The organism is Metabacillus idriensis (genome assembly GCF_009674765.1).
GTDB lineage: Bacteria > Bacillota > Bacilli > Bacillales > Bacillaceae > Bacillus_P > Bacillus_P idriensis.
In genome coordinates, this window is record NZ_WKKF01000005.1 from 37,442 (window position 1) to 58,946 (window position 21,505).

25 protein-coding genes and 1 riboswitch are annotated in these 21,505 nt (G+C 42.4%); of the genes, 2 read left to right on the plus strand and 23 right to left on the minus strand.

What is annotated here, in order from left to right; all coding sequences use genetic code 11:
- Positions 1–105: 105 nt before the first annotated feature.
- A riboswitch (FMN riboswitch) is annotated at positions 106–251 on the minus strand.
- Positions 252–804: 553 nt separating this feature from the next.
- Both GJU41_RS16235 and GJU41_RS16240 read right to left on the minus strand, forming a co-directional pair.
- Positions 805–1,446 (minus strand): nuclease-related domain-containing protein, encoded by a 642-nt coding sequence (locus GJU41_RS16235; RefSeq protein ID WP_154319106.1) that lies wholly within the window; start codon positions 1,444–1,446, stop codon positions 805–807.
- A gap of 202 nt (positions 1,447–1,648) precedes the next feature.
- A complete protein-coding gene (locus GJU41_RS16240; protein ID WP_070877602.1) occupies positions 1,649–2,083 on the minus strand; it encodes a peptidylprolyl isomerase in 435 nt (144 codons plus the stop codon).
- A 193-nt stretch (positions 2,084–2,276) separates the two neighbouring features.
- On the opposite strand from GJU41_RS16240, the gene GJU41_RS16245 reads away from it, so the two are divergent.
- Positions 2,277–3,158 carry a DUF1002 domain-containing protein gene (locus GJU41_RS16245; RefSeq protein ID WP_070877603.1) on the plus strand — a complete coding sequence of 294 codons (882 nt, stop codon included), beginning with the start codon at positions 2,277–2,279 and terminating at the stop codon, positions 3,156–3,158.
- 43 nt (positions 3,159–3,201) lie between these two features.
- On the opposite strand, the gene lysA is transcribed toward GJU41_RS16245, so the two are convergent.
- From lysA to spoIIM, 19 genes are all read right to left on the minus strand, one after another.
- Positions 3,202–4,524, minus strand: a complete 1,323-nt coding sequence (gene lysA, locus GJU41_RS16250; RefSeq protein ID WP_070877604.1) for a diaminopimelate decarboxylase — start codon at positions 4,522–4,524, stop codon at positions 3,202–3,204.
- A 138-nt stretch (positions 4,525–4,662) separates the two neighbouring features.
- Positions 4,663–6,138, minus strand: a complete 1,476-nt coding sequence (locus GJU41_RS16255) for a spore germination protein (RefSeq protein ID WP_070877605.1) — start codon at positions 6,136–6,138, stop codon at positions 4,663–4,665.
- A complete protein-coding gene (spoVAEA, locus tag GJU41_RS16260) occupies positions 6,098–6,703 on the minus strand; it encodes a stage V sporulation protein SpoVABEA (protein ID WP_070877606.1) in 606 nt (201 codons plus the stop codon). The genes GJU41_RS16255 and spoVAEA overlap by 41 nt, the downstream gene beginning before the upstream one ends.
- Positions 6,704–6,712: 9 nt before the next feature.
- A complete protein-coding gene (gene spoVAE / locus GJU41_RS16265) occupies positions 6,713–7,063 on the minus strand; it encodes a stage V sporulation protein AE (RefSeq protein ID WP_070877607.1) in 351 nt (116 codons plus the stop codon).
- On the minus strand, positions 7,063–8,085 hold the full coding sequence (gene spoVAD / locus GJU41_RS16270; RefSeq protein WP_070877608.1) for a stage V sporulation protein AD: 1,023 nt from the start codon (positions 8,083–8,085) through the stop codon (positions 7,063–7,065). The genes spoVAE and spoVAD overlap by 1 nt, the downstream gene beginning before the upstream one ends.
- An 18-nt stretch (positions 8,086–8,103) precedes the next feature.
- Positions 8,104–8,559, minus strand: coding sequence for a stage V sporulation protein AC (gene spoVAC, locus GJU41_RS16275; RefSeq protein WP_070877609.1), 456 nt, complete (start codon positions 8,557–8,559; stop codon positions 8,104–8,106).
- Positions 8,560–8,578: 19 nt separating this feature from the next.
- Positions 8,579–9,001, minus strand: coding sequence for a stage V sporulation protein AB (locus GJU41_RS16280; RefSeq protein WP_070877610.1), 423 nt, complete (start codon positions 8,999–9,001; stop codon positions 8,579–8,581).
- Entirely contained in the window at positions 8,991–9,611 is a 621-nt protein-coding gene (locus GJU41_RS16285; protein WP_070877611.1) for a stage V sporulation protein AA, read from the minus strand. Before GJU41_RS16285 ends, GJU41_RS16280 begins: the two co-directional genes overlap by 11 nt.
- 352 nt (positions 9,612–9,963) lie before the next feature.
- The gene (gene sigF, locus GJU41_RS16290) at positions 9,964–10,722 is read right to left on the minus strand and encodes an RNA polymerase sporulation sigma factor SigF (RefSeq protein WP_070877612.1); all 759 of its coding nucleotides are present in this window, start codon (positions 10,720–10,722) and stop codon (positions 9,964–9,966) included.
- Between the two features lie 11 nt (positions 10,723–10,733).
- Complete coding sequence (spoIIAB, locus tag GJU41_RS16295) at positions 10,734–11,174, minus strand: anti-sigma F factor (RefSeq protein WP_070877613.1); 441 nt, start codon at positions 11,172–11,174, stop codon at positions 10,734–10,736.
- Positions 11,171–11,524 (minus strand): anti-sigma F factor antagonist, encoded by a 354-nt coding sequence (gene spoIIAA, locus GJU41_RS16300; RefSeq protein WP_070877614.1) that lies wholly within the window; start codon positions 11,522–11,524, stop codon positions 11,171–11,173. The genes spoIIAB and spoIIAA overlap by 4 nt, the downstream gene beginning before the upstream one ends.
- A gap of 116 nt (positions 11,525–11,640) precedes the next feature.
- Positions 11,641–12,801, minus strand: coding sequence for a D-alanyl-D-alanine carboxypeptidase family protein (locus GJU41_RS16305; protein WP_070877615.1), 1,161 nt, complete (start codon positions 12,799–12,801; stop codon positions 11,641–11,643).
- Between the two features lie 117 nt (positions 12,802–12,918).
- Positions 12,919–14,223, minus strand: coding sequence for a pyrimidine-nucleoside phosphorylase (locus GJU41_RS16310; protein WP_070877616.1), 1,305 nt, complete (start codon positions 14,221–14,223; stop codon positions 12,919–12,921).
- A gap of 16 nt (positions 14,224–14,239) precedes the next feature.
- Complete coding sequence (locus tag GJU41_RS16315) at positions 14,240–15,067, minus strand: purine-nucleoside phosphorylase (protein WP_070877617.1); 828 nt, start codon at positions 15,065–15,067, stop codon at positions 14,240–14,242.
- A gap of 13 nt (positions 15,068–15,080) precedes the next feature.
- Positions 15,081–16,268 carry a phosphopentomutase gene (gene deoB, locus GJU41_RS16320; RefSeq protein WP_070877618.1) on the minus strand — a complete coding sequence of 396 codons (1,188 nt, stop codon included), beginning with the start codon at positions 16,266–16,268 and terminating at the stop codon, positions 15,081–15,083.
- Between the two features lie 285 nt (positions 16,269–16,553).
- Complete coding sequence (xerD, locus tag GJU41_RS16325; RefSeq protein WP_070877620.1) at positions 16,554–17,447, minus strand: site-specific tyrosine recombinase XerD; 894 nt, start codon at positions 17,445–17,447, stop codon at positions 16,554–16,556.
- A 6-nt stretch (positions 17,448–17,453) separates the two neighbouring features.
- Positions 17,454–17,678: a YqzK family protein gene (locus GJU41_RS16330; protein ID WP_070877621.1), complete on the minus strand. Its 225-nt coding sequence runs from the start codon at positions 17,676–17,678 to the stop codon at positions 17,454–17,456.
- Positions 17,679–17,785: 107 nt separating this feature from the next.
- Entirely contained in the window at positions 17,786–18,247 is a 462-nt protein-coding gene (gene fur, locus GJU41_RS16335) for a ferric iron uptake transcriptional regulator (protein ID WP_070877622.1), read from the minus strand.
- A 114-nt stretch (positions 18,248–18,361) separates the two neighbouring features.
- A complete protein-coding gene (gene spoIIM / locus GJU41_RS16340) occupies positions 18,362–19,012 on the minus strand; it encodes a stage II sporulation protein M (protein ID WP_070877623.1) in 651 nt (216 codons plus the stop codon).
- Positions 19,013–19,135: 123 nt separating this feature from the next.
- Here spoIIM and GJU41_RS16345 point away from each other — a divergent pair, with 123 nt between their 5' ends.
- Entirely contained in the window at positions 19,136–19,699 is a 564-nt protein-coding gene (locus GJU41_RS16345; RefSeq protein WP_070877624.1) for a GNAT family N-acetyltransferase, read from the plus strand.
- On the opposite strand, the gene GJU41_RS16350 is transcribed toward GJU41_RS16345, so the two are convergent.
- Together GJU41_RS16350 and GJU41_RS16355 are read right to left on the minus strand one after the other, a co-directional pair.
- Positions 19,696–20,280 carry a VanZ family protein gene (locus GJU41_RS16350; protein WP_070877625.1) on the minus strand — a complete coding sequence of 195 codons (585 nt, stop codon included), beginning with the start codon at positions 20,278–20,280 and terminating at the stop codon, positions 19,696–19,698. The two genes, GJU41_RS16345 and GJU41_RS16350, sit on opposite strands and share 4 nt — an antisense overlap.
- A 58-nt stretch (positions 20,281–20,338) precedes the next feature.
- Entirely contained in the window at positions 20,339–21,505 is a 1,167-nt protein-coding gene (locus GJU41_RS16355; RefSeq protein WP_070877626.1) for an endonuclease Q family protein, read from the minus strand.

Here is a 21,505-nt window from a genome sequence, read left to right on the forward strand (position 1 = left end):
AATAGATACCTGGGGCTTTGTAAGGGATTTCAGTCACATATGCATGCCAAACAAGAGTACTATTCATCTGTTTTTTCAGAAAAATAATACCCGCGCGTTCACATTGTGTTCCTTCTCCCATCCAGACTATACTGTCGGCTCCAGATTTTCACTAGATCCACCGCCCGCAATAAATGCAGCCGGGTCACGGACTTAAAAGCTTTTGCTTTATCACCGCCGGTTGGGAATTTCACCCTGCCCCGAAGGAATTCAATGAATATTAAATTTTCCTATATCCTATCTTATCGGGATATTTGAAAGAATGCAATGATTTAATCTCTTGATTTTCTTATGGGAGATGTTTTGGGATTCCGACGTTTGTTTACCCTCCCAGATCGTTTCTCGGTTTTGGAGGGCACGATTCCGACGTTTGTTTACCCTCCCAGAACGTTTCTCAGTTTTTAATGGTAAGATTCCGCCGTTTGCCTACCCACCCAAATCGTTTTCCGGTTTTTGAGGGTACGATTCCTCTGATTATTGCAAACATGATCTTTCTTTACTCACCAGGTATATAAAATGTAGCTTTGCCTTATCCTGCCTTTAAAAAATGATTATTTAAGAGTTTCCTTACCGTCTTTTTCGATTTTACTAGATGACACCATTCCCAAATCTGATCAACAGTCAGCTTTCTTTCCGGGAAGAGAAATTGAAATTCTTCAATTGCCCGCAGGATCGCAGGAGTGTACGCTTCCGTAGTTTTGCAAGTGGAGCAATGAAAATAAGAGTTTCTGAATGAAGTATAAATTGTGCCGCATAACCGGCATATTACCCCTTCCCAACCTCCCCATACTCGTACTCAGGCAAGCGCTCAAAAGGAGATTCCTCCATATGAAGTGCCAAAAGCTTCTCCGCAAGCTTCGAGTGAATTCCTTTCATGGTACCCTCATTATTCTTTTTTAATGTTTTTGCAAATCGGTTCAATTGAGAATGAAAAACGATAGGGTGTGAGGACGGTGCGTGATAGAGGTGAAATTGGGGATTGATAAAAACCAGAAAGGCTTCCACAGGAAATTGGAAGTGGTGTTCCTGCATCAAGATTCTAAACAGCGTATCGTTTCTCTTCAGCTGCAGCAAGGGGTTTTTGACTTCTTTTTTTACTGAAGTGAGCCATTTCTCTTTTTCCAGGTGATAGTCTCCTTCGAAGTTCTTCACTTCAAACAAATAGAGTTTTTGGGGCGTGAGGTACAAAGAATCGATTTGATAAGTTGTATGGTTCGTTTGCAGCAGCAGGTCACTCAGAATAATTCCGCTGCCTCGATTCTGTTTAAGCCAAATCTCAAATTTCTTCTCCCCTTCAAATCCTTTTTCAAGATTAAAATAATGATTTGCTTCTTCTGCGTTCAGTTCCAATCGGCTATTCAGCCTCCGGTACATCAGCAGCTCTTTTGACTCGCAAAGATTTTTCACTTGTTATTACCTCCTTTTTTCATCGTATAACAAGAAGAAAATTCCATCAAATGCCGAAAATTGAATTTTCTACGAATAAAAAAAGCGCAAGCGCCCGCTTACGGTTCTTAAGGAAACTTGGCACTTTTATGTGGCATCATGCTGCCACATAAATACTTAGCATATAAAAAAGCCGCCCCACAAAGGACAGCTTTAACCTTGCTTATTCTTCCCAGACTTTAACTTCTTTCATAACATCGCCTTGCTTGATTTTATAAATGTTGTCCATGCCTTCAACCACTTGGCCGAAAACAGTGTGAACGCCATTTAAATGAGGCTGCGGCTCGTGAACGATGAAGAACTGGCTGCCGCCTGTGTCTTTTCCTGCATGAGCCATTGATAATGCTCCTGCTACGTGCTTGTGAGGGTTTCCAGCTGTTTCACATTTAATAGAGTAGCCAGGGCCGCCAGCGCCTGTTCCAGTCGGGTCTCCGCCTTGAGCAACAAAGCCTGGAATAACACGGTGGAAGTTTACTCCGTTGTAGAAGCCTTCGTTTGCAAGCTTCTCAAAGTTTTCAACTGTTTTTGGTGCTGCCTCAGGATAAAATTCGATCACTAGTTGATCGCCGTTTTCCATTGTAATTTGACCTTTTTTCATATGTATGAAACCTCCTGCTTCTTTTTTTCGTCTAATAGACTGAACGTTATTCATTCTACTATATTACGTTCAAGAAAGCCAAGGAGATCGTCTGCCGCCGCACCAAGAAGATACGACAGCCAAAAAACTCTGTCGCCAATCAGAAAAAAATACTATAATGAAGGTTGCTGTCATGAACTAAGGAGGTCTTTTTTTGAAAAAGATATTGGTTTCTATTATGGCGTTTGCATTATTTGCGTTCCCGACGATCGGGCTTGCAGATGCAGCTGCCGGAGATAAAATTATCACACTCGGAAAGAACTTAACAGAAGAGCAGAAGCAGTCTATGCTTAGCGAGATGGGCGCTGATGACAATTCACAGGTTATTGAAGTGACGAATGAAGAGGAACATAAATATTTAGGAAACTACATTCCTAAAGCCCAGATTGGAACAAAGGCGATTTCATCATCAGCCATTACAATCGAAAAAAGCGGATCAGGTCTTGAAGTAGATACAAAAAATATTAATTGGGTAACAGATGAAATGTACTTGAATGCCCTGATGACAGCTGGTGTTAAGGATGCAACAATACAGGTTACAGCTCCTTTTGAAGTTTCCGGAACGGCAGCGCTGACCGGATTATTAAAAGCATACGAAGTTACTTCGGATGAAGCCATTCCAGAAGAAGTCAAGCAGGTGGCAAACGAAGAGCTTGTCAAAACAGCAGAGCTTGGAGATAAAGTCGGCGAAGAAAATGCAAGTGCGCTAATGGCGAAAATCAAAGAAGAAATTGCAAATAATGGCGTGCCGGAAACAGATGCGGAATTCCGCGAATTAATTGAAAAAGCGGCAAGCGACCTTGGCATTACTCTGTCAGAAGAAGAAATTAACAGTCTCGTTGAATTATTTAACAAAATGAAAGAAGTCAACGTTGACTGGGATCAAGTCGGACAGCAGCTTGATAAAGCAAAAGATAAGATTTCTAACTTTATAGATTCAGAGGAAGGACAAAACTTCCTTGATCAGCTGAAGGAGTTTTTTATCGCTCTATGGAATGCGATCATCTCCATTTTCAGCAATAAAGATAATGCATAAACAGTAAAAAAAGACGAGCCGGCCGGCTCGTCTTTTTTTCATCTTAACTTTGGGTCACTTTTGATTTTAAAGGCAGATCAAGCGCAACTAAATCCTGATACGTTTCTCTTTTAATCACAAGCTGTTCTTCTCCATTTTCTGCAAAAACAACCGGAGGACGCGGAATACGGTTGTAATTGTTCGCCATGGAGTATCCGTATGCTCCTGTACAGAATACAGCCAGCAGATCATCAGGGTTGGCCTTTGGAAGCGGCAGATCCCAAATCAGCATATCGCCGCTTTCACAGCATTTTCCTGCGATTGAAACAGACTCATCATTTTTATCATTCATGCGGTTTGCAAGCGCCGCTTCATATTTTGCCTGATAGAGGGCAGGGCGAATGTTGTCGCTCATTCCGCCGTCAACAGATACATACTTGCGGATATTCGGCACTTCTTTTTCAGACCCGATGGAATAGATGGTTGTTCCGGCATCGCCAACAAGTGAACGGCCCGGCTCAATCCAGATTTCCGGCATCTCAATGCCGCTTTCAGCCACAAGACCTTTTATGCTTTTAACGATTTTTTCAACATAATAAGTAGCCGGAAGAGGTTCATCCTCATCTGTATAGCGGATGCCAAACCCCCCGCCCAAGTTCACTACTTTAGGTTCATATTGGAAGGTATCTCTCCAGTAGCTGACTTTAGTGAAGATTTTTTCTGCAGCAAGAACGAAACCGGTTGCATCAAAGATTTGTGATCCAATGTGGCAATGGTAGCCGAGCATGTTGAAGGCAGATGAAGAAAGAACATTTTCCATTGCACGTTCCACTTGGCCATTTTGCAGATCAAACCCAAATTTTGAATCCTCTTGACCTGTTGTAATATAATCATGCGTATGCGCTTCAACTCCAGGAGTAACCCTGAGCAGAATCGGTACGACTGTATTTTCTTGTGCAGCAAGTTCTTTCAGAAGCTCTATTTCGTGAAAATTATCAACCACGATACAGCCGATTTTCAGCTTGATCGCCATTTCTAATTCTTCTTTACTCTTATTATTTCCATGAAAGTGGATTCTATCGGCCGGGAAACCCGCTGTAACAGCCGTATAAAGCTCTCCCCCTGAAACAACATCCAGTGATAATCCCTCTTCTTCAACAAGCTGAAACATCGCAACGGATGAAAAGGCTTTGCTTGCATAGGCTACCTGCGCTTTTACTCCAAGCTTTTCAAATGTATTCTTAAAGCTTCTCGCACGGTCGCGAATAAGCGCAACATCATAGATGTACAGGGGTGTTCCATATTTCGATGCCAGTTCGGCCGCATCAACTCCGCCAATTTCCAGGTGATTCCGCTCGTTAACTTTACTGCTTCCATGTAAGAACAATTTAACATTCCCTCTTTCATCTCGGGTAAAAAGGACAAAAAGACAGTCGCTGACTCATGGCTTTAACAACTGTCCTTTTATTCGTTTCCTTCAGGTAAATTAAACTTACAATATCACAAAAGCCATGCACTTTCAATCTTACTTAGGCTGTTTTCTTACATTTTGAGGATGGACAATACTGGGTCTGATTTTCGCTCCCGGAACTGACGTGCGAATGAGTATCTGCCAGAATGCTTTTGGATTAAATGGAAGGAATGGCCATAGGTATGGCGTATTCAGAGACCGGATGTGTGTCAGAAATAAAAAGATAACGGTTGCGCCAATGACCAATCCTTCTGCCTTGAATAAAGCAACTGACAGCAGCAGAACAAGCCGCATCATCTTATTGGCGATGCTGAGCTCATAGCTTGGAGTAGCAAACGTGCCAATTGCAGCAATGGCCACATAAAGAATAACTTCCGGTACAAAGAGCCCTACATCAATTGCAATTTGCCCGATCAATGCCGCTGCAATTAATCCCATCGCAACAGAAAGAGCGGTTGGTGTATGAATGGCGGCCATTCTTAAAAATTCGATCCCCAGATCGGCCATGAATATCTGAACGACAATGGGTATATTCTTTTGCTCATTCGGTCCGATATAGGCAATGTTCTCCGGCAATAAAGAAGGCTGAAGCACGTACATAAACCACAAGGGAACGATAAGGATTGAACCGATAATCCCAAGGAAACGAACCCACCTTAAAAACGTTCCGACAGCAGGCGCCTGGCGGTACTCTTCTGCATGCTGCACGTGATGGAAGAAGGTTGTCGGGGTTATGATCACACTTGGCGATGTATCCACAATAATTAATACATGGCCTTCTAATAAATGATTGGCTGCTACATCTGCCCGCTCTGTATATCTGACAAGGGGATAAGGATTATAGCCCTGCTTAACTAAAAATTCTTCCACCGTTTTATCCGCCATAGTCAGACCGTCAATTTTAATTGTTTCGAGCTCTTTTTTAACAACTTCTATCAAATTCGGGTCAGCAACATCTTCTATGTAACAAAGACAGATATCCGTTTTAGAGCGCTCACCGACCTTCATCATCGAATACCTTAAGCGTTCATCCCTGATTCTTCTTCGGATAAGCGCTGTATTCACTATGATATTCTCTACAAATCCGTCTCTTGATCCCCTTACGACTTTTTCAGTATCCGGTTCCTCAGGGTTTCTGCCGGGATAGCTCCTTACATCAACAACCAGCCCGTAATCGCACCCTTCAATCATAAAGACGACAAGGCCTGACAGCACTTGATCAACGGCTTCATCGATCGTTTTAATTCTTTGAACCTGCTGATTCACTAAGCGGTTTTCGACGATTTCGTTTACTTTCATCTTCTCGTGTTCATAATCATTTATCTCAATTAATTCTTTTAAAAGCTGAATGATGTAGGAGGTATCGCAAAGTCCATTGACATAATACAGATTCACGCCAATGCCCATCACAGTAATTTTACGGACACCCAAGTCAAAACTCTGATTTAACCCTACATGATTTTTAAAATAATTCTCATTTACAACGAGCTTAGGAGAGATTGATGTCTTTTGTTTCACGTTTTCGCTCATCTGCCATGCCGCTCCTTTCAAGAATCAGTTCTACCGCCTTCATTGTTATCGGTGATCCATGATCTAAACTGTCTTTACGGGACATTTTACCGATGTCCCCAATGCCGACTATGATAGGTACATCCAGTTTGTCCAGGCAATACACCGTATCACCAGTCATTTTCCCTACCTCAAATTCACGGATTCCGCTTTTATCCACTCCGTACTCAGAGATAAGTCCGTCACGGTCAATGGAAACGTCAATATTGGTCCACTCTGATCCGTGCGTTTTTGCGGCAACTGCAATCACACCAAGCACATCGACCTGCGGATGTTCCGCTACGTACTTCATGGCTCTTTCACCTGGTCCCTCTTCCAATAAACCGCAATCATCAAACATGACAAAAACAGGGTCGTAAGGGGTTTTCAATATTAACTTCACAATCTCAGGCCCCGTTAAAAAAGTTGGATTGCCTTTTGACTGAGAGATGCACCTCCCGCCGATCTGCTTTGCAGCATACGCAATGGTTTTAGCTGCATAAACATCCCCGTCTGTTACTAATATGACCCTTCTCGTTTCTGTCATAGGATGATCTTATCCTTTCGGCTTGAAAATAAGTGCTACAAAAAATGCAAAGACAATTGCTGAAGAAATCCCCGCTGATGTCAATTCAAAAATTCCGATTCCGATTCCAATAATGCCGTGTTCATCTGCCTGATGCATTGCACCATGCAGCAAAGAATGTCCGAAGCTTGTAATTGGAACAGTGGCCCCTGCCCCGGCAAATTTAATAAAATTATCATAGATCCCAAACCCGTCAAGAATGGCACCAGCTACAACAAACGAACTCATGACATGAGCCGGTGTCAATTTTGCCACGTCAAGGAGAAGCTGGCCGATGACGCATATTGCTCCGCCTACTACAAACGCAATTAAATATTCCATTATCCGATCACACCCCTGTTCACACGTTCAAACACGACGCCATGAGCAATAGTCGGTATCGACTCTTTTTGCTGAATCATTGTCGGACTAAGCAGCGCACCTGTTGCAACAACCATCACACGATTAAGGTTTCCGCTCTTCAGTTCATTAAATATGTGGCTGTAGGTGACAACTGCAGAACACCCGCATCCGCTTCCGCCTGCAAAAACATTTTGATCAGGACGGTAAATCATTAATCCGCAGTCATTATGATTTGCATAAACGTCGTAGCCTTCTTCTTTCAGCAGGTCCTTTAGAATCGGGCTTCCGACAGATGCCAAATCCCCTGTCACAATCAAATCGTAGTCTTCAGGCTTACTGTTCAAATCTTTAAAATGCTGCGCGATCGTATCGGCAGCTGCCGGCGCCATCGCGGACCCCATATCAAATGGGTCTGTAATCCCAAGATCCGCCACTCTTCCTATCGTTGCCGAAGTAATCATAATGTCACTTGGATCACGGCTAACGATGACGGCCCCTGAACCTGAAATGGTCGATTGTGCAGTATCCGGTTTTTGCCCGCCATATTCTGTTGGATACCGAAATTGTCTTTCCGCTGTTGCATTATGGCTGCTCGTAGCTGCCATGACGCGATTCGCAAATCCCCCGTCTACAAGAGCTGAGCTTACAGCGAGCGTTTCCATTGAAGTTGAACAGGCACCGAACATACATAGAAAAGGAATCTTATTTTGCCTGGCCGTATAATTTGCCGTCACGTTTTGGTTTAATAAATCTCCAGCAAGGAAAAAATCTATGTCCTCTTTCGTATAATTTCCTTTTTTCAATGCATGTTCAATCGCATCTTCCATTAAACGTCTTTCCGCAAGTTCCCAATTATCCTCATCACAGTGAAGATTATCATAGGTTTTGTCGTATAATTTCCCAAATGGCCCATCTGCTTCTTTCGGACCGACAGCAGTACCGCTTGCCTGCACGTAAATCTGATTCTCAAATTGCCATGTCTGTTTTCCAGTCAACCTCATTGCTCAGACACCTCCTCGTTAAAATGCCAATCCATATAGATACCGGATAATTCCAACAACATATGCTGCAACAACCCCAAAAACAATAACTGAGCCTGCCAGTTTAAACATGTTCGTAGCCACACCGAGAACTAATCCCTCACTGCGGTGCTCAAGCGCCGCACTTGTCATGGAGTTTGCAAATCCAGTAACAGGAACAGCTGACCCCGCACCGGCAAATTGTCCGATGCGGTCATAAATACCAAAGCCAGTCAGCAGTGCTGAAATGAGAACTAAAGTGGCTACAGTCGGATTCCCCGCTGTTTTTTCAGTAAAGTCAAAAAAGGTCATATACATATTCTGGATAGCCTGCCCTAAGGTGCAAATCAGACCTCCAACAACGAATGCCTTTATGCAGTTCAAAAGATAAGGCGGTTTAGGCTGATAGGTTTTTATGTTGTTTTTATAATCGTCTTTCAATTTTGAGGTACTCATTTCTTTCTCCTCTCATGTCTTATTGGTCAACAAAATAAAGCCAGTGAAACAACGATCCTGCTACTTTGCCAAAAACGATGGCCATTAAAAGAATCACGATTTTATCAGCAATCCCAATCCGTTTAGCCATAATTGGAAAGACATTTAAAACTTCTGTCAGCGCGGCTGCAAGCATTCCGATAAAGATTCCATTAATTAATCCAATCGGTACAAGAAAATACTCTGATAAGTAAAGCTTGGAGTCTCTGAGACTTACCCATCCCCCTGTAATGGCGCCGGCTACGATGGCCCATTCATATGCTTGAATCAGATCGACTGTTTTCGTCAGCTGTGTTAACCTCGGTATGATGCCAAGCACAGTTAAAAAGGCTACAAAGCCAGAGCCGACTGCAAGACCTCCCGAGAGTCCGATGAAAATGGTGATCAGAATATTAATTGTCATCAATTTTCTTCATGCTCTCTTTATTTTCTTTCATAGATACGTACATATCCATATCAAGCTGGTAGTTGAACATTTCTACCTCAAGAGGACTTGGCTCTTCATTAATTCTTTTCTTGAAAAGGTGATTGAAGAAAAGAATCATCCCTAATCCGAGGCCTATGGAATAAGGAACCTGCAGGAGAAGGGGATGTTCTGACGTCTCACCTGTAATAATGGTATAAAGACGCATATGCACAAGCTGCATGCTGACATCTTCGTGAAAATTCATAATCGCAAGAGCTGCACCCACAAAGAGCAGCAGCCAAACGAGTGCGAATAAAACAGGAGAATACGTCTTCTTTTGATACATAATTTCAACAATCGTCTGTGCTGGTCCAACCGCCTGAACATCTATATCAGGATCTGTTTTATGTACTTCAGACAGCACGCGCATGACATCGATCACAACAATATTTTTGTCACTTGGCTGAACTTTATGGACCTCAAGTTCTCCAATCATGTCGCGAAGCTGCTTTCCGGCAACAATCTGAGCAATCTTAGAGACGGTAATACAATCGTCCGGATGGACTTGTACGCGATGACGCAGTCTGATGTACACCGTTTTTTCCATCACATTTCACTTCCTGAAAATAGGATTGTATCTGTAGTATGCATTGGGAGAATTTATATCATGCAGATTGCCCGGATGGTCCATTAATTACCAAAGGGTTCGTTGGTGCAGTGATTAATGGCGGGTGATGATTGGATCGATGTTTACCAGCAGGATTTGCCTGCCTCCTATCTGATTCGGACTTTTTATTCGCCGCTAGGTCAGTCTCATTTACCGAAAAAGGCGAAAAAGGCTTCTTATTGGCCGGACATCTTCATGATTCAATGCTCAAAAAAAGTATGCCCCCTTATTCTGCATTTATTTTCTAAAAAGCAAAAAAGACACATCCATATCGGATATGCCTTTTCCATATTTATTGATCCATGCGGTCTTTCATCTGCTGGAGAATTTTCTTCTCCAGCCTCGATACTTGAACTTGTGATATGCCCAGCCGCTCAGCAACTTCTGATTGTGTCTGGTCTTTGTAATACCTTAAATAAACAATCAGCTTTTCACGTTCATCGAGCTCTTTGATTGCATCCTTCAGGACAATTTTATCAAACCATTTCGTCTCTCCTGAATCAGCGATTTGATCAAGGAGTGTGATGGGGTCACCGTCATTTTCATAAACGGTTTCATGGATGGAGGAAGGTGCGCGTACCGCTTCTTGTGCAAGAACGACTTCTTCAGATGTGATTTCAAGGTAGGCTGCAATTTCAGAAACAGTCGGCACCTTGCCTAATGATTTGGATAAATCATCTTTGGCCCTTCTGATTTTATTGCCGAGTTCTTTTAGGGAACGGCTCACTTTTACTGTGCCGTCATCTCTGATAAAGCGCTGAATTTCACCAATAATCATCGGTACAGCATAGGTTGAGAATTTCACATCGTAGGATAAATCAAACTTATCTACCGATTTCAAAAGGCCGATGCAGCCAATTTGAAACAGGTCATCTGCTTCATAGCCCCGATTTAAAAACCTCTGAACAACCGACCACACAAGACGCATGTTTTTCTCAACAATGGTATCTCTGGCTGTTTGATCGCCCTGCTGGCTGCGCTTAATCAACTCTTTCACTTCATGGTCCTTTAACTGTGTTTTTGAGATATCGTTCTTGACCTCCACATCCATAGCAAGTCTCCTTAATTTACTAAAGCTTTGCTTTTCGATAAGTGTTTTGTAAGCTTTACCGCTGTACCCCGTGATTTTGATGATTCAATCTGCACTTCATCCATGAAATTCTCCATGATTGTAAAACCCATACCTGACCGTTCAAGTTCCGGTTTTGTTGTATAAAGCGGCTGTCTTGCTTCCTCTACATCCGGTATTCCCATGCCCTCATCTCTGATCGACAGCCTGACCACACTGTCTTCTAGTGTTACTGAGATGTAAACAATACCGCTTGGATCATTATCATAGCCATGAATAATGGCATTGGTCACCGCTTCAGAGACAACTGTCTTAATTTCGGTTAACTCATCAAGCGTAGGATCAAGCTGAGCAATAAATGCCGCAACAGTCACCCGGGCGAAGGATTCATTTTGGCTGAGGGCTGAAAATTGAAGGTTCATTTCATTTTTCATGATGCTACCCCCAGTGTCATCAGCGCTTTTTCCTCCGATGGCTCCAGACGAATGATTTTAAACAGCCCAGACATATCGAACAGTCTTTTCACTGAAGGAGAAATTGCACAAACGACCATTTCTCCGCCAAATTGCTTCACTTGCTTATATCTTCCAAGAATTACGCCCAAACCAGAGCTGTCCATAAAGGATAATTGCTCCAAGTTCAGTACGATATGCTGAATGTCTTCTGATGCAAGAATTTCTGTCACTTTCTGCCGCAATTCCTCCGACGTGTGATGATCCAATTCTCCGATCAGACGAATGCACAGGACAGATTGCTTTACATCAAGCTCTACTGCTAGACTCATCCATACTCCTCCTTCAATTTCTGGATAATGTCTGTTTCGAGGTTTTGATGTGCTTTTCCTGCCCTATGACAAAACTAGTGGAGATTCGCCAACATCAGCTAGACTTCTTCATGCAGTCAGCCTGATTTCGTGAAGTCTCCAAGGACTCGTTTAAAGAGTGTCCACCAACCGGCCTGCTCTATGTCGCCCTCAGCAACAAGCGGACTTTCCACCACAACTTTATTGTCTTTTTTCAGAATCAGTTTTCCAAGTTCATCCCCTTTTTTCAGAGGAGCCTGCAAATTCTGCTTCATGACGACTTCCTGAGTAACATCTTTGACACTTCCGCCTTTTTTCGTCAAAACAGAAATCGGCTCTGAGGTAACAAGGTTGAGATTTTTGCTGTTTCCTTTGCTGATTTTCATATTCGCCACAACTTCATTGCGTTTAAATAAAGGATGTGTTTCATACTGGCTGAATGCGTAATCAAGCATTTTTGTCACCTGCGCATTGCGGTCTTTTGGTGTCGGTGCACCCATGATGACAGCAATGACACGCATGTTTCCTTTTTTGGCTGTAGCAGTTAAACAATATTTTGCTTCATTCGTAAACCCTGTTTTTACACCATCTACGCCTTTATAAAATTTCACAAGGCGGTTTGTATTGACCAGCCAGAATTTTTTGTCTGTATCCTGACGCAAATAATCTTCATATTGCCCTGTGTATTTTGTAATGCCTTCAAATTTCAATAGCTCTTTTGCCATGACGGCCATATCATGTGCTGTGCTGTAATGATCTTTTTCAGGAAGACCTGTCGGGTTTTGAAAGGAAGTGTTCTTCAGCCCGAGTTCTTTTGCCCGATTGTTCATTTTTTCAACAAACGCATCTTCAGACCCTGCAATTCTCTCAGCCATGGCTACAGATGCATCATTTCCTGAGGCAATCGCAATCCCTTTCAGCATTTCATGAACGGTCATTTCTTCTCCAGGCTCAAGGAAAATTTGAGAACCGCCCATAGAGGCAGCATGTTCGCTCGTACGGACTTTTTCATCCATTTTCAGCTGGCCTTTATCAATCTCTTCCATAATCAGCAGCATCGTCATAATTTTCGTCATACTTGCTGGAGGAAGTTTTTCATCACTGTTTTTATCATATAGAATGTTTCCGGTGTCACGTTCAATCAGAACAGCTGATTTTGCCTGATCTGCAAGCTGTACTGAACCTTCTTTTGCAAATGCCGGTGATGCAATGGTTAATATCATGGTGCTAATCGCTACGGTAGATAGTAGACGTTTCATCTCCAAACCCTCCATTCTTATACACCCCATTTTTTCCAATTGAAGAAAAAATATACTTGCGGACAATAAAAAATTGCATACAAAAAGCCGGGATTTTCTCCCGGCTTTCATGTACTATTATTCTTTAATTGTATCGTGAACAAGCGGCGGTGCTTTTACTGAGTCAGCTGTTACTTTAATGCTCTCATACAGCTTTGTTTTCACTTGTTCTACATCTTGCTGATTGCTGTAAATCGTTACAAGCGAATCGCCTTTTTTAACAGCATCCCCGATTTTTTTATTCAGCATCAGGCCTACAGCAAGGTCAATTTCTGATTCTTTAGTAGCTCGTCCTGCACCAAGCCACATTGCTGCAACTCCAACAGAATCTGCCACGATCTCAGAAACGTAGCCATCTTCTTTTGCTTCAAGTTCTACTTTGTAGCTCGCCTGAGGCATCTTGCTTGGATCATCAACAACTGAACCGTCTCCGCCTTGAGCTTCTAAGAAGATTTTCAGTGTTTCAAGCGCTTTTCCATTTTGGATAACTTCCTCAAGCATCGCTCTTGCTTCCTCAAGAGAAGAGGCTTTTTCAGCTAAGAATACCATGTAGCTTCCAAGCGTTAAGCAAAGCTCATGAAGATCCTCAGGTCCTTCGCCTTTTAATGTATCAATCGCTTCTTTAATTTCTAAAGCGTTCCCGATTGCATAACCAAGCGGCTGGCTCATATCTGAAATAACAGCCATTGTTTTGCGGCCGACAGCATTTCCGATTTCAACCATTGCCTGAGCAAGCTCTCTCGCATCATCAAGATCTTTCATAAATGCGCCTGCTCCTGTTTTCACATCAAGAACGATCGCATCTGCACCTGCTGCGATTTTTTTGCTCATGATCGAGCTTGCAATCAATGGAATGCTGTCAACTGTAGCTGTTACATCACGCAAAGCGTAAAGTTTTTTATCCGCTGGAGTCAGGTTTCCGCTTTGGCCAATGACAGCAATTTTATTCTGGTTGACCAATTTGATGAACTCATCGTTTTCGATTTCAACGTGGAAGCCAGGAACAGCTTCAAGCTTATCGATTGTGCCTCCAGTATGGCCAAGACCGCGGCCTGACATCTTAGCAACCGGAACGCCTACTGCAGCAACAAGAGGTCCCAGCACAAGAGTCGTTGTATCGCCTACGCCGCCTGTGCTGTGCTTATCAACTTTAATGCCTTCGATTTTGCTTAGATCAATCGTATCGCCAGAATGAACCATCTCCATCGTCAATTGAGCGCGCTCTTCCTTAGTCATTCCTTTAAAATAGATGGCCATTGTTAAAGCACTCATTTGATAATCCGGAATATCCCCATTTGTATAGCCTTTGATGATAAAGCTGATTTCTTCTTTCGTCAGTTCCTTGCCGTCACGTTTCTTTTCAATTAAGTCAACGATTCTCATGTTTTACCCACCTTTGTCAGTTTGATTCGTGTATGTCTGAAACAATTTTCTTTACTAGATTCAAGAAATTAGCTTTTACTTTTTCAGTCGTTTCCATGACTTCATCATGTGATAATGGCTGATCTAAAATACCGGCTGCCATATTAGAGATGCATGAAATCCCAAGCACTTTCATCCCTGCATGATTGGCTACGATTACTTCAGGAACTGTAGACATGCCGACAGCATCTCCTCCAAGCACGCGTGCAAGACGCACCTCTGCAGGCGTTTCATATGCAGGTCCTGTGTTTCCTACATAGACACCTTCCTGAACTTTAATGCCAAGCTCGGAAGCCGCATTTTTAGCAAGCGTTCTGAGCTCTCTGCTGTAAGCCTGAGACATATCAGGGAAGCGGACGCCTAAATCAGAATCATTTGGTCCGATTAATGGGCTGGTCCCCATATTATTAATATGATCAGAAATAATCATTAAATCACCAGGTTCAAACGATTCATTTACTCCGCCGGCAGCATTTGTAACAATGATCGTTTTTACACCCATTTCCTTCAGCACACGGACAGGGAACGTCACTTTTTTCATGTCGTACCCTTCGTAAAAATGGAAACGTCCCTGCATGGCAACAACGTTAGCTCCTTTTAAGGTGCCGAATACAAGCTGTCCTGCGTGGCCTTCTACAGTCGAAACCGGGAAATTCGGGATTTCCTCATATGGAATTTTCACCGCATTTTCGATCTCATCAGCAAGTACTCCAAGGCCAGATCCTAAAATCAACCCGATCTCAGGCAGGTCTTTAACTTTTTCTTTCATATATTGGGCAGATTGTTTGATTTCCTGAATATTCATTTACCGCTCCCCCTTATTTCTTTAATTCCATTAAGAAACTTTTTCCATGCTTTGGCATGCTCACTTTAAAGTTGTCAGCAATTGTAGCCCCAATATCTGCAAACGTGTCACGTACCGGAAGCTCAGAACCGCTACCTAATCTTGGGCTGTAAGCGAGCAGTGGAACGTATTCACGCGTGTGGTCTGTCCCGTGATGAACAGGATCATTGCCGTGGTCAGCTGTAATAATTAAGAGATCATCTTCTTTTAATTTAGAAAGCAGTTCAGGAAGACGCGCATCATACTCTTGAAGTGCAAGACCGTAGCCTTCAGGATCACGTCTGTGTCCGAACAGTGCGTCGAAGTCTACAAGATTGACAAAACTAAGACCAGTGAAGTCGCGATCAGCTGTTTCAGCAATCTTGTCCATGCCATCCATATTGGATTTCGTGCGAAGCGCATCAGTAATTCCTTCTCCGTCATAAATATCAGAGATTTTACCGATTGCAATGACATCAAGACCTCCGTCCTTCAGCTCATTCATGACCGTTCTCTCAAACGGCTTTAAGGCATAATCATGACGGTTAGGCGTTCTTTGGAAGTTCCCCGGATTGCCTACAAATGGACGTGCAATCACGCGGCCTACCATATACTTTTCATCAAGTGTCATTTCGCGGGCCATTACACAGATTTTCAGCTGCTCTTCAATCGGAACAATGTCTTCATGAGCGGCAATTTGCAAGACGGAATCTGCAGAAGTATAAACAATCAGAGCTCCTGTTTTCATGTGCTCTTCGCCAAGTTCATCTAAAATTTCAGTTCCTGAAGCAGGTTTGTTGCCGATGATTTTTCTTCCTGTTTTTTCCTCAAGAGCCTCGATCAATTCATCAGGGAATCCATCTGGGAATACTTTAAATGGTGTTTCAATATGAAGACCCATGATCTCCCAGTGACCTGTCATCGTATCTTTGCCGTTAGATGCTTCCTTCATTTTCGTATAGAAAGCTTGAGGTTTTTCCTGCACTGGTATGCCCTGGATTTCTTCGATATTGCTCAATCCAAGCTTTGCCATGTGCGGCATTTGCAGGCCGTTCATATGTTCCGCAATGTGTAGAAGAGTGTGTGAGCCAGTGTCGCCAAAATCAGCTGCATCAGGCGCTTCGCCGATTCCCACTGAATCCATGACAATCAGAAATATTCTTTTATATGTATAATCAGACATGTAAATCCTCCTTTAATCGTTCAGAGATCACTCTTTGTATAACATTCCCAATTGTCCAGGAATGATTAGCTGCTTTTTATTGGTCAGAAGTCTGACATCTAAAGTATAAACCGTTTTCATGCCTTCTGACAATAGATATCTTGATATTCTTCTATAGTTCCGTTTTCCTTTTACACGTTTTTTAAAACATGAAGCTGTCCGCAAATAGAATGTTTCATATTTGTTTCTCAGCAACAATTCCCGCAAACAGAACAAAAAAAGCCACCGCATTAACTGCGAATGACTTCAAGCTCTCGGATGATATTGTTTATATACATCTTTTAATCTAGTTTTTGAAACATGAGTATAGATTTGCGTTGTAGAAATATCGGCATGTCCGAGCATTTCCTGAACAGCCCTTAAGTCTGCGCCATTTTCAAGCAGATGGGTTGCAAAAGAATGACGAAGCGTATGAGGGGTCAGCTCTTTGCTGATGCCTGCCTCCAGGGCAATTTTTTTAAGATTCTTCCAATAGCCCTGTCTGGTCATGCGGTTTCCATGATGATTTAAAAACAAGGCTTCCGTCGGATTTTTCTTTGAGGCTAATTTCGGTCTGCCCAGTTCGACATAGGATTCAAGCGCTTCTGATGCTGTTCTGCCAATTGGAACGATGCGCTCTTTGTTACCTTTCCCGAAGCAGCGGATAAATCCCATTGTTAAATGAACATCGCTCAAATCCAGATTGATCATTTCACTTACCCGGATGCCTGTTGCGTAAAGAAGCTCAAGCATCGCTTTATCCCGGTATCCGAATGGCGAAATCAATTTTGGAGTATCAAGCAGTTTTTCAACCTCTGTAAGAGAAAGTACTTTAGGCAGTGTCCGTTCAACTTGAGGAGATTCGATATGAACAGTCGGATCATGATCGACTGCTTTTTCTCTTAGAAGAAACTGATGAAAGTTGCGGATGGATGCGGTATGGCGTGCAATCGTCTTGCTTGATTTTCCCGCTTCCTTCAATGATTTTAAAAAATGAATGATGGATAATCTAGTGACATCCTGAAATGAAGTAAGCTGCTCCTGTGCAGTAAGAAATTGATGATAGCTCTTTAAATCGCGTTCATACGAAATGATTGTGTTATGGGAAAGTCCTCTCTCCACAACCAGGTAATGCATGAAATCCTGAATTTGATCTTTCAATCTCCTCTACTCCCCGTTTAAATAGAAGAAAAACAGACGATTAAGCCAGTGCTCTTCTTCGTCCGCCACCATTTTCGTGACTTTCAGGGCTGCACCCTCAGGCTGGTCATATCGGTGGATTTCTTCATACTCTAAGTTAATCCAAATGATAGCATAATAGAAAAGAATCGTAAATCCAGTAAACAGGATAAATACTTTAATCATATCAAATAGTGTTCTCGCTGCTCTCATCGCGGCAGTCCTCCTTTGGCCGGTCTTTCATCTTAAAACATATGCCAAAAAGGACAAACTTTATACTAGAAAATACAAAAAAACCTCTCCTGTTTAACCGGAAAGGTTTATTGTTCATCTTCTTTTTCTTTTTTTTCCTGACAGCGGTAGCATATGCCATGAAACGTCAGACGATGATCTTTAATTTTAAAATTGAAGTCGCGTTCGACAATCTGTTCAACATCTTCTAAGAGGTCATCCTCAATTTCCGCGACTGAGCCGCATTCGATGCACACAAGATGATGGTGAAAGTGAGCTGCGCCTTCTTTTCTTAAATCATAGCGTGATACGCCATCTCCAAAATTTATTTTATCGACAATTTTAAGTTCTGTAAGTAGTTCCAACGTTCGATAAACAGTTGCTAAACCAATCTCTGGCGCCTTTTCCTTAACGAGGAGGTAAACATCTTCAGCACTCAAGTGATCTTCTTCGCGTTCAAGCAAAACCCTTACGGTAGCTTCGCGCTGAGGAGTCAGCTTGTAGCTGGATGAATGCAACTGCTTCTTTATACGCTCAATTCTGCTTTCCATAACACACATTCCTCCCTCGCCACGTTCCTCATTCATTATATCAAAAGAAAGGGATGTGTCCAACTAAAATAATTACAATCTAATAAATGAAATGATTATTAAGTAAAAATCATTCTATTTAGAAACAAGTTCAATGACGTTCTTCATCAGGATCGGCGACGCATATGCCTCAAGAGTTGAGGCAATCATCGTCAGCGCTGAAATAAACATAAAAACGGCCGCGTATTTTGTAAAAAGGGCGAAAGGCGATTCTGTTAAATTTGTTTTCTTCATCAGCAGCTGCTTAACAATTTTCAATGAGAAAGAGATTGCAACCGTCCCCATGATAATAAATGCCGGTATTAAGACTATATTCTGAGGCAAAACCGATACAAATGAAAGCATAAAGCCTTGCCATCCCATTTGATTCACTAAAAATCCCACCGTAAATCCAACGACCATTCCTTTTAAGAATAACATAATCAGAATGACCGGCAAACCGATAATTGAGATGCCGAGCACCCACATCAGTCCAAGATATTTCAGGTTATGAAAGAAACTCTGCTGAAGCATTTCAACCGAGCTTGCCACTTTCCCTTCAGATACTTGTCCGAAAAACCGGCTTAAATAAAAATACAAATCTTCTTTTTGTGTAAAATTCATGCTGTTGACAATGACTGCACCGAAAATGACCCCCATCAAAAACAAGACAAATACAAATAGATAAAGCGATGAGCGTTCTTTTATATGCTGAATAATCATTGCTTTTAATGGATGTTTGCGCATATACCTTCCTCCTAGTGTTCTCTTACTAGATTGTATGAAAAAAGGAAGAAACTATGCCATTCTATCATTGCATTTTTTTCCAAGTATAATATAATACTAAAAAATCAGAAAGGCGGTTTTATTATGAAAAATCCATTATTAATTGATTTTCCGACTGAAATCACGACTGAAAGACTCTATATCCGGGCTCCGCGTCCGGACGATGGAAAAGAAGTCAATGCCGCCGTCAATGAATCTTTGAATGAGCTTAAACCGTGGATGCCTTTTGCTCAGAAACCCCCTGCACTTGAAGAGACGGAAGCAAATATTAGACAGGCGTGTGCAAAGTTCGTCTTGCGTGAGGATCTGAGGCTCCTTATCTTTGACCGTGAGCAAGGTCATTTTATCGGAAGCACGGGCTTTCACCGAATAGACTGGGATGTTCCCAAGGTGGAGATTGGATACTGGATATCAACGAGATACGCAGGATATGGCTATATGATGGAAGCGGTTGAAGCTCTGACGATGTTTGCTGCAGAAGAGTTCGGGGCTAAACGGGTGGAAATCAGATGTGATCCTGAGAATATAAAAAGCCGCCGTATACCGGAGAAATTAGGTTTTATTTTAGAAGGAGTTCTTAGACAGGATGATGTTTCTGCTGACGGCAGGACATTGCGCGATACGTGTGTGTTTTCGAAAATTTTTTAATTTCTTTTAAGATAAACAGCTTTGCTGAAAATCGGATAGAAAGCAAAGCCTGTAAATATACCAAGAACATTTAACATGAGATCATCAATATCGAGGCTTCCTCTGTTTGTCAGCAATTGTGAAATTTCCACTAATGCAATCACTGATACAGAATAAGCAATTGTTTTCCTCTTGGAAGCTGCTCTGCTTTTAAGGTAAATGCCATAAGGGACAAACAAACCAATATTCGCTGCAAGATTATAGACAGCGATAATCGGTGAAACCTGACCTGAAAGATAGTAGCTGATTGTATCAAACGGAACGAGATTATAGCTGTTCCCTCCCGAATCCGGTCTCACAAACAGCAAGATCAGAAGACTGATGGTATAAAGGATCAGACAAGCATAAAACAGCTTTTGCGGGACCATCATCACCTGCTTCTTCCATAAGGAAAGAAGAAATGCCGTGAGTGCCGTTACACAGATCCATACCACAGCTATAACAACCGGGTGTAAATATGCGGTTAAGCGGAGCCATATCGGAAGCAGCAGAAAAAAGATGCTTTGCGAGACCGCAAGTGAAATCAAATACGTTTCTCTCATGTTCTAATACCTTTCAACCTTATATTTTCTGAAGGCACTTTACACTAAAGTGCCTTCATTATTTAGGAGCGATTTTCCCGTACACTCCTCCACCGCCAGGAACAGCACTAAGCTTCCCCTCCCTCGCTGCGATGATATAATCTGCTGTTTTGGCCGGCAGGACCATTAAAAGATCCTTTCTTGAGATTTCATTTAAAATAACCATCTCAGTTCCAAACGCCGTTTTCAATTTTTCAAGCGTTTTTGGACCGATTCCAGGGATAAACTGCAAAGGCACTTGATGGATATATGGCGGACGCTGCGGTTTCTCAGCATTGTTGTCTGAGAGCTCTTTCAAGCGCGTGCTGACCCCTTTTGTCGATCTTTTGCTGCCGCAGCTTTGACAAACCATGTCCACTGACTCTTTTTGTGTGCCGCATTTCTCGCAGGTTGTGCCATAATACTTTCCTAAAAGCGGATTTAAGCCATGATTGGAAAGAATCCCCCGGTTTCCTATTCCTTTTAGAGCCTTTTTCAGTTCTTCGAAGGATGGCTCTTCTAATTGAAGCTTCTGATACTCCCTTCCAATCTTAGCAAGAGAGTGTGCGTCAGAGTTTGTCAGAAAAGGATACGGATTCAGCTCAGACAGATGGGAGGCCATTTCAGTGTCAGAGCTTAAGCCAAGTTCAACCGCATCAATCAAGCCAGGGTCCAACACTTCTTCAAGTGCAGAAGATACCCCGCTGCCGTACAGACTTTTATGGGGCGTGAAAATATGAGCCGGAATAAATAAGCCGCCAAGCTCGTATACTTTTCCCTGAAGAACCCGCGCATCTGCATATATTCTTTGCGTGCTTAATGTCCTATTTTTCAGCCGCAGCGACAGCCATTCGGAAAACTGCTTCATCTGCTGAATAGCCGGCATATAGACAAGCACATGCAATGGACCTTTGCATGTGGAGTCATATACTTCAATTTCAGAGCCCAGAATCATGGTGGTCTGTTTGAATTGAATTCCTCCCTCAGCATGCTCTGTCCAAAGTCCTTCATTCAAACCCTGCTCAAGCGTATCCAAAATCTCGGGTACGTGGCAGTCAATAATTCCGATGATATCCATTCCTTTATGCTCGCTTGCTTCAATCAATATATTTTCAAGCGTAAGCTTATTTGAAGCAGTAATCTTAACAGGTTTGCCGGAACGTGTTCGTCCGATATGAATATGTAAATCTGCAAAATAGGTATTCAT

Excerpts from the sequence above, each read along its gene's own strand:
- GJU41_RS16240 (WP_070877602.1), bottom strand. The coding sequence starts at position 2,083 with ATGAAAAAAGGTCAAATTACAATGGAAAACGGCGATCAACTAGTGATC.
- GJU41_RS16255 (WP_070877605.1), bottom strand. The coding sequence starts at position 6,138 with ATGAGCGAAAACGTGAAACAAAAGACATCAATCTCTCCTAAGCTCGTT.
- spoVAEA (WP_070877606.1), bottom strand. The coding sequence starts at position 6,703 with ATGACAGAAACGAGAAGGGTCATATTAGTAACAGACGGGGATGTTTAT.
- spoVAE (WP_070877607.1), bottom strand. The coding sequence starts at position 7,063 with ATGGAATATTTAATTGCGTTTGTAGTAGGCGGAGCAATATGCGTCATC.
- spoVAD (WP_070877608.1), bottom strand. The coding sequence starts at position 8,085 with ATGAGGTTGACTGGAAAACAGACATGGCAATTTGAGAATCAGATTTAC.
- spoVAC (WP_070877609.1), bottom strand. The coding sequence starts at position 8,559 with ATGAGTACCTCAAAATTGAAAGACGATTATAAAAACAACATAAAAACC.
- GJU41_RS16280 (WP_070877610.1), bottom strand. The coding sequence starts at position 9,001 with ATGACAATTAATATTCTGATCACCATTTTCATCGGACTCTCGGGAGGT.
- GJU41_RS16285 (WP_070877611.1), bottom strand. The coding sequence starts at position 9,611 with ATGGAAAAAACGGTGTACATCAGACTGCGTCATCGCGTACAAGTCCAT.
- sigF (WP_070877612.1), bottom strand. The coding sequence starts at position 10,722 with ATGGATGTGGAGGTCAAGAACGATATCTCAAAAACACAGTTAAAGGAC.
- spoIIAB (WP_070877613.1), bottom strand. The coding sequence starts at position 11,174 with ATGAAAAATGAAATGAACCTTCAATTTTCAGCCCTCAGCCAAAATGAA.
- spoIIAA (WP_070877614.1), bottom strand. The coding sequence starts at position 11,524 with ATGAGTCTAGCAGTAGAGCTTGATGTAAAGCAATCTGTCCTGTGCATT.
- GJU41_RS16305 (WP_070877615.1), bottom strand. The coding sequence starts at position 12,801 with ATGAAACGTCTACTATCTACCGTAGCGATTAGCACCATGATATTAACC.
- GJU41_RS16310 (WP_070877616.1), bottom strand. The coding sequence starts at position 14,223 with ATGAGAATCGTTGACTTAATTGAAAAGAAACGTGACGGCAAGGAACTG.
- GJU41_RS16315 (WP_070877617.1), bottom strand. The coding sequence starts at position 15,067 with ATGAATATTCAGGAAATCAAACAATCTGCCCAATATATGAAAGAAAAA.
- deoB (WP_070877618.1), bottom strand. The coding sequence starts at position 16,268 with ATGTCTGATTATACATATAAAAGAATATTTCTGATTGTCATGGATTCA.
- GJU41_RS16330 (WP_070877621.1), bottom strand. The coding sequence starts at position 17,678 with ATGAGAGCAGCGAGAACACTATTTGATATGATTAAAGTATTTATCCTG.
- fur (WP_070877622.1), bottom strand. The coding sequence starts at position 18,247 with ATGGAAAGCAGAATTGAGCGTATAAAGAAGCAGTTGCATTCATCCAGC.
- spoIIM (WP_070877623.1), bottom strand. The coding sequence starts at position 19,012 with ATGCGCAAACATCCATTAAAAGCAATGATTATTCAGCATATAAAAGAA.
- GJU41_RS16345 (WP_070877624.1), top strand. The coding sequence starts at position 19,136 with ATGAAAAATCCATTATTAATTGATTTTCCGACTGAAATCACGACTGAA.
- GJU41_RS16350 (WP_070877625.1), bottom strand. The coding sequence starts at position 20,280 with ATGAGAGAAACGTATTTGATTTCACTTGCGGTCTCGCAAAGCATCTTT.
- GJU41_RS16355 (WP_070877626.1), bottom strand. The coding sequence starts at position 21,505 with ATGAATACCTATTTTGCAGATTTACATATTCATATCGGACGAACACGT.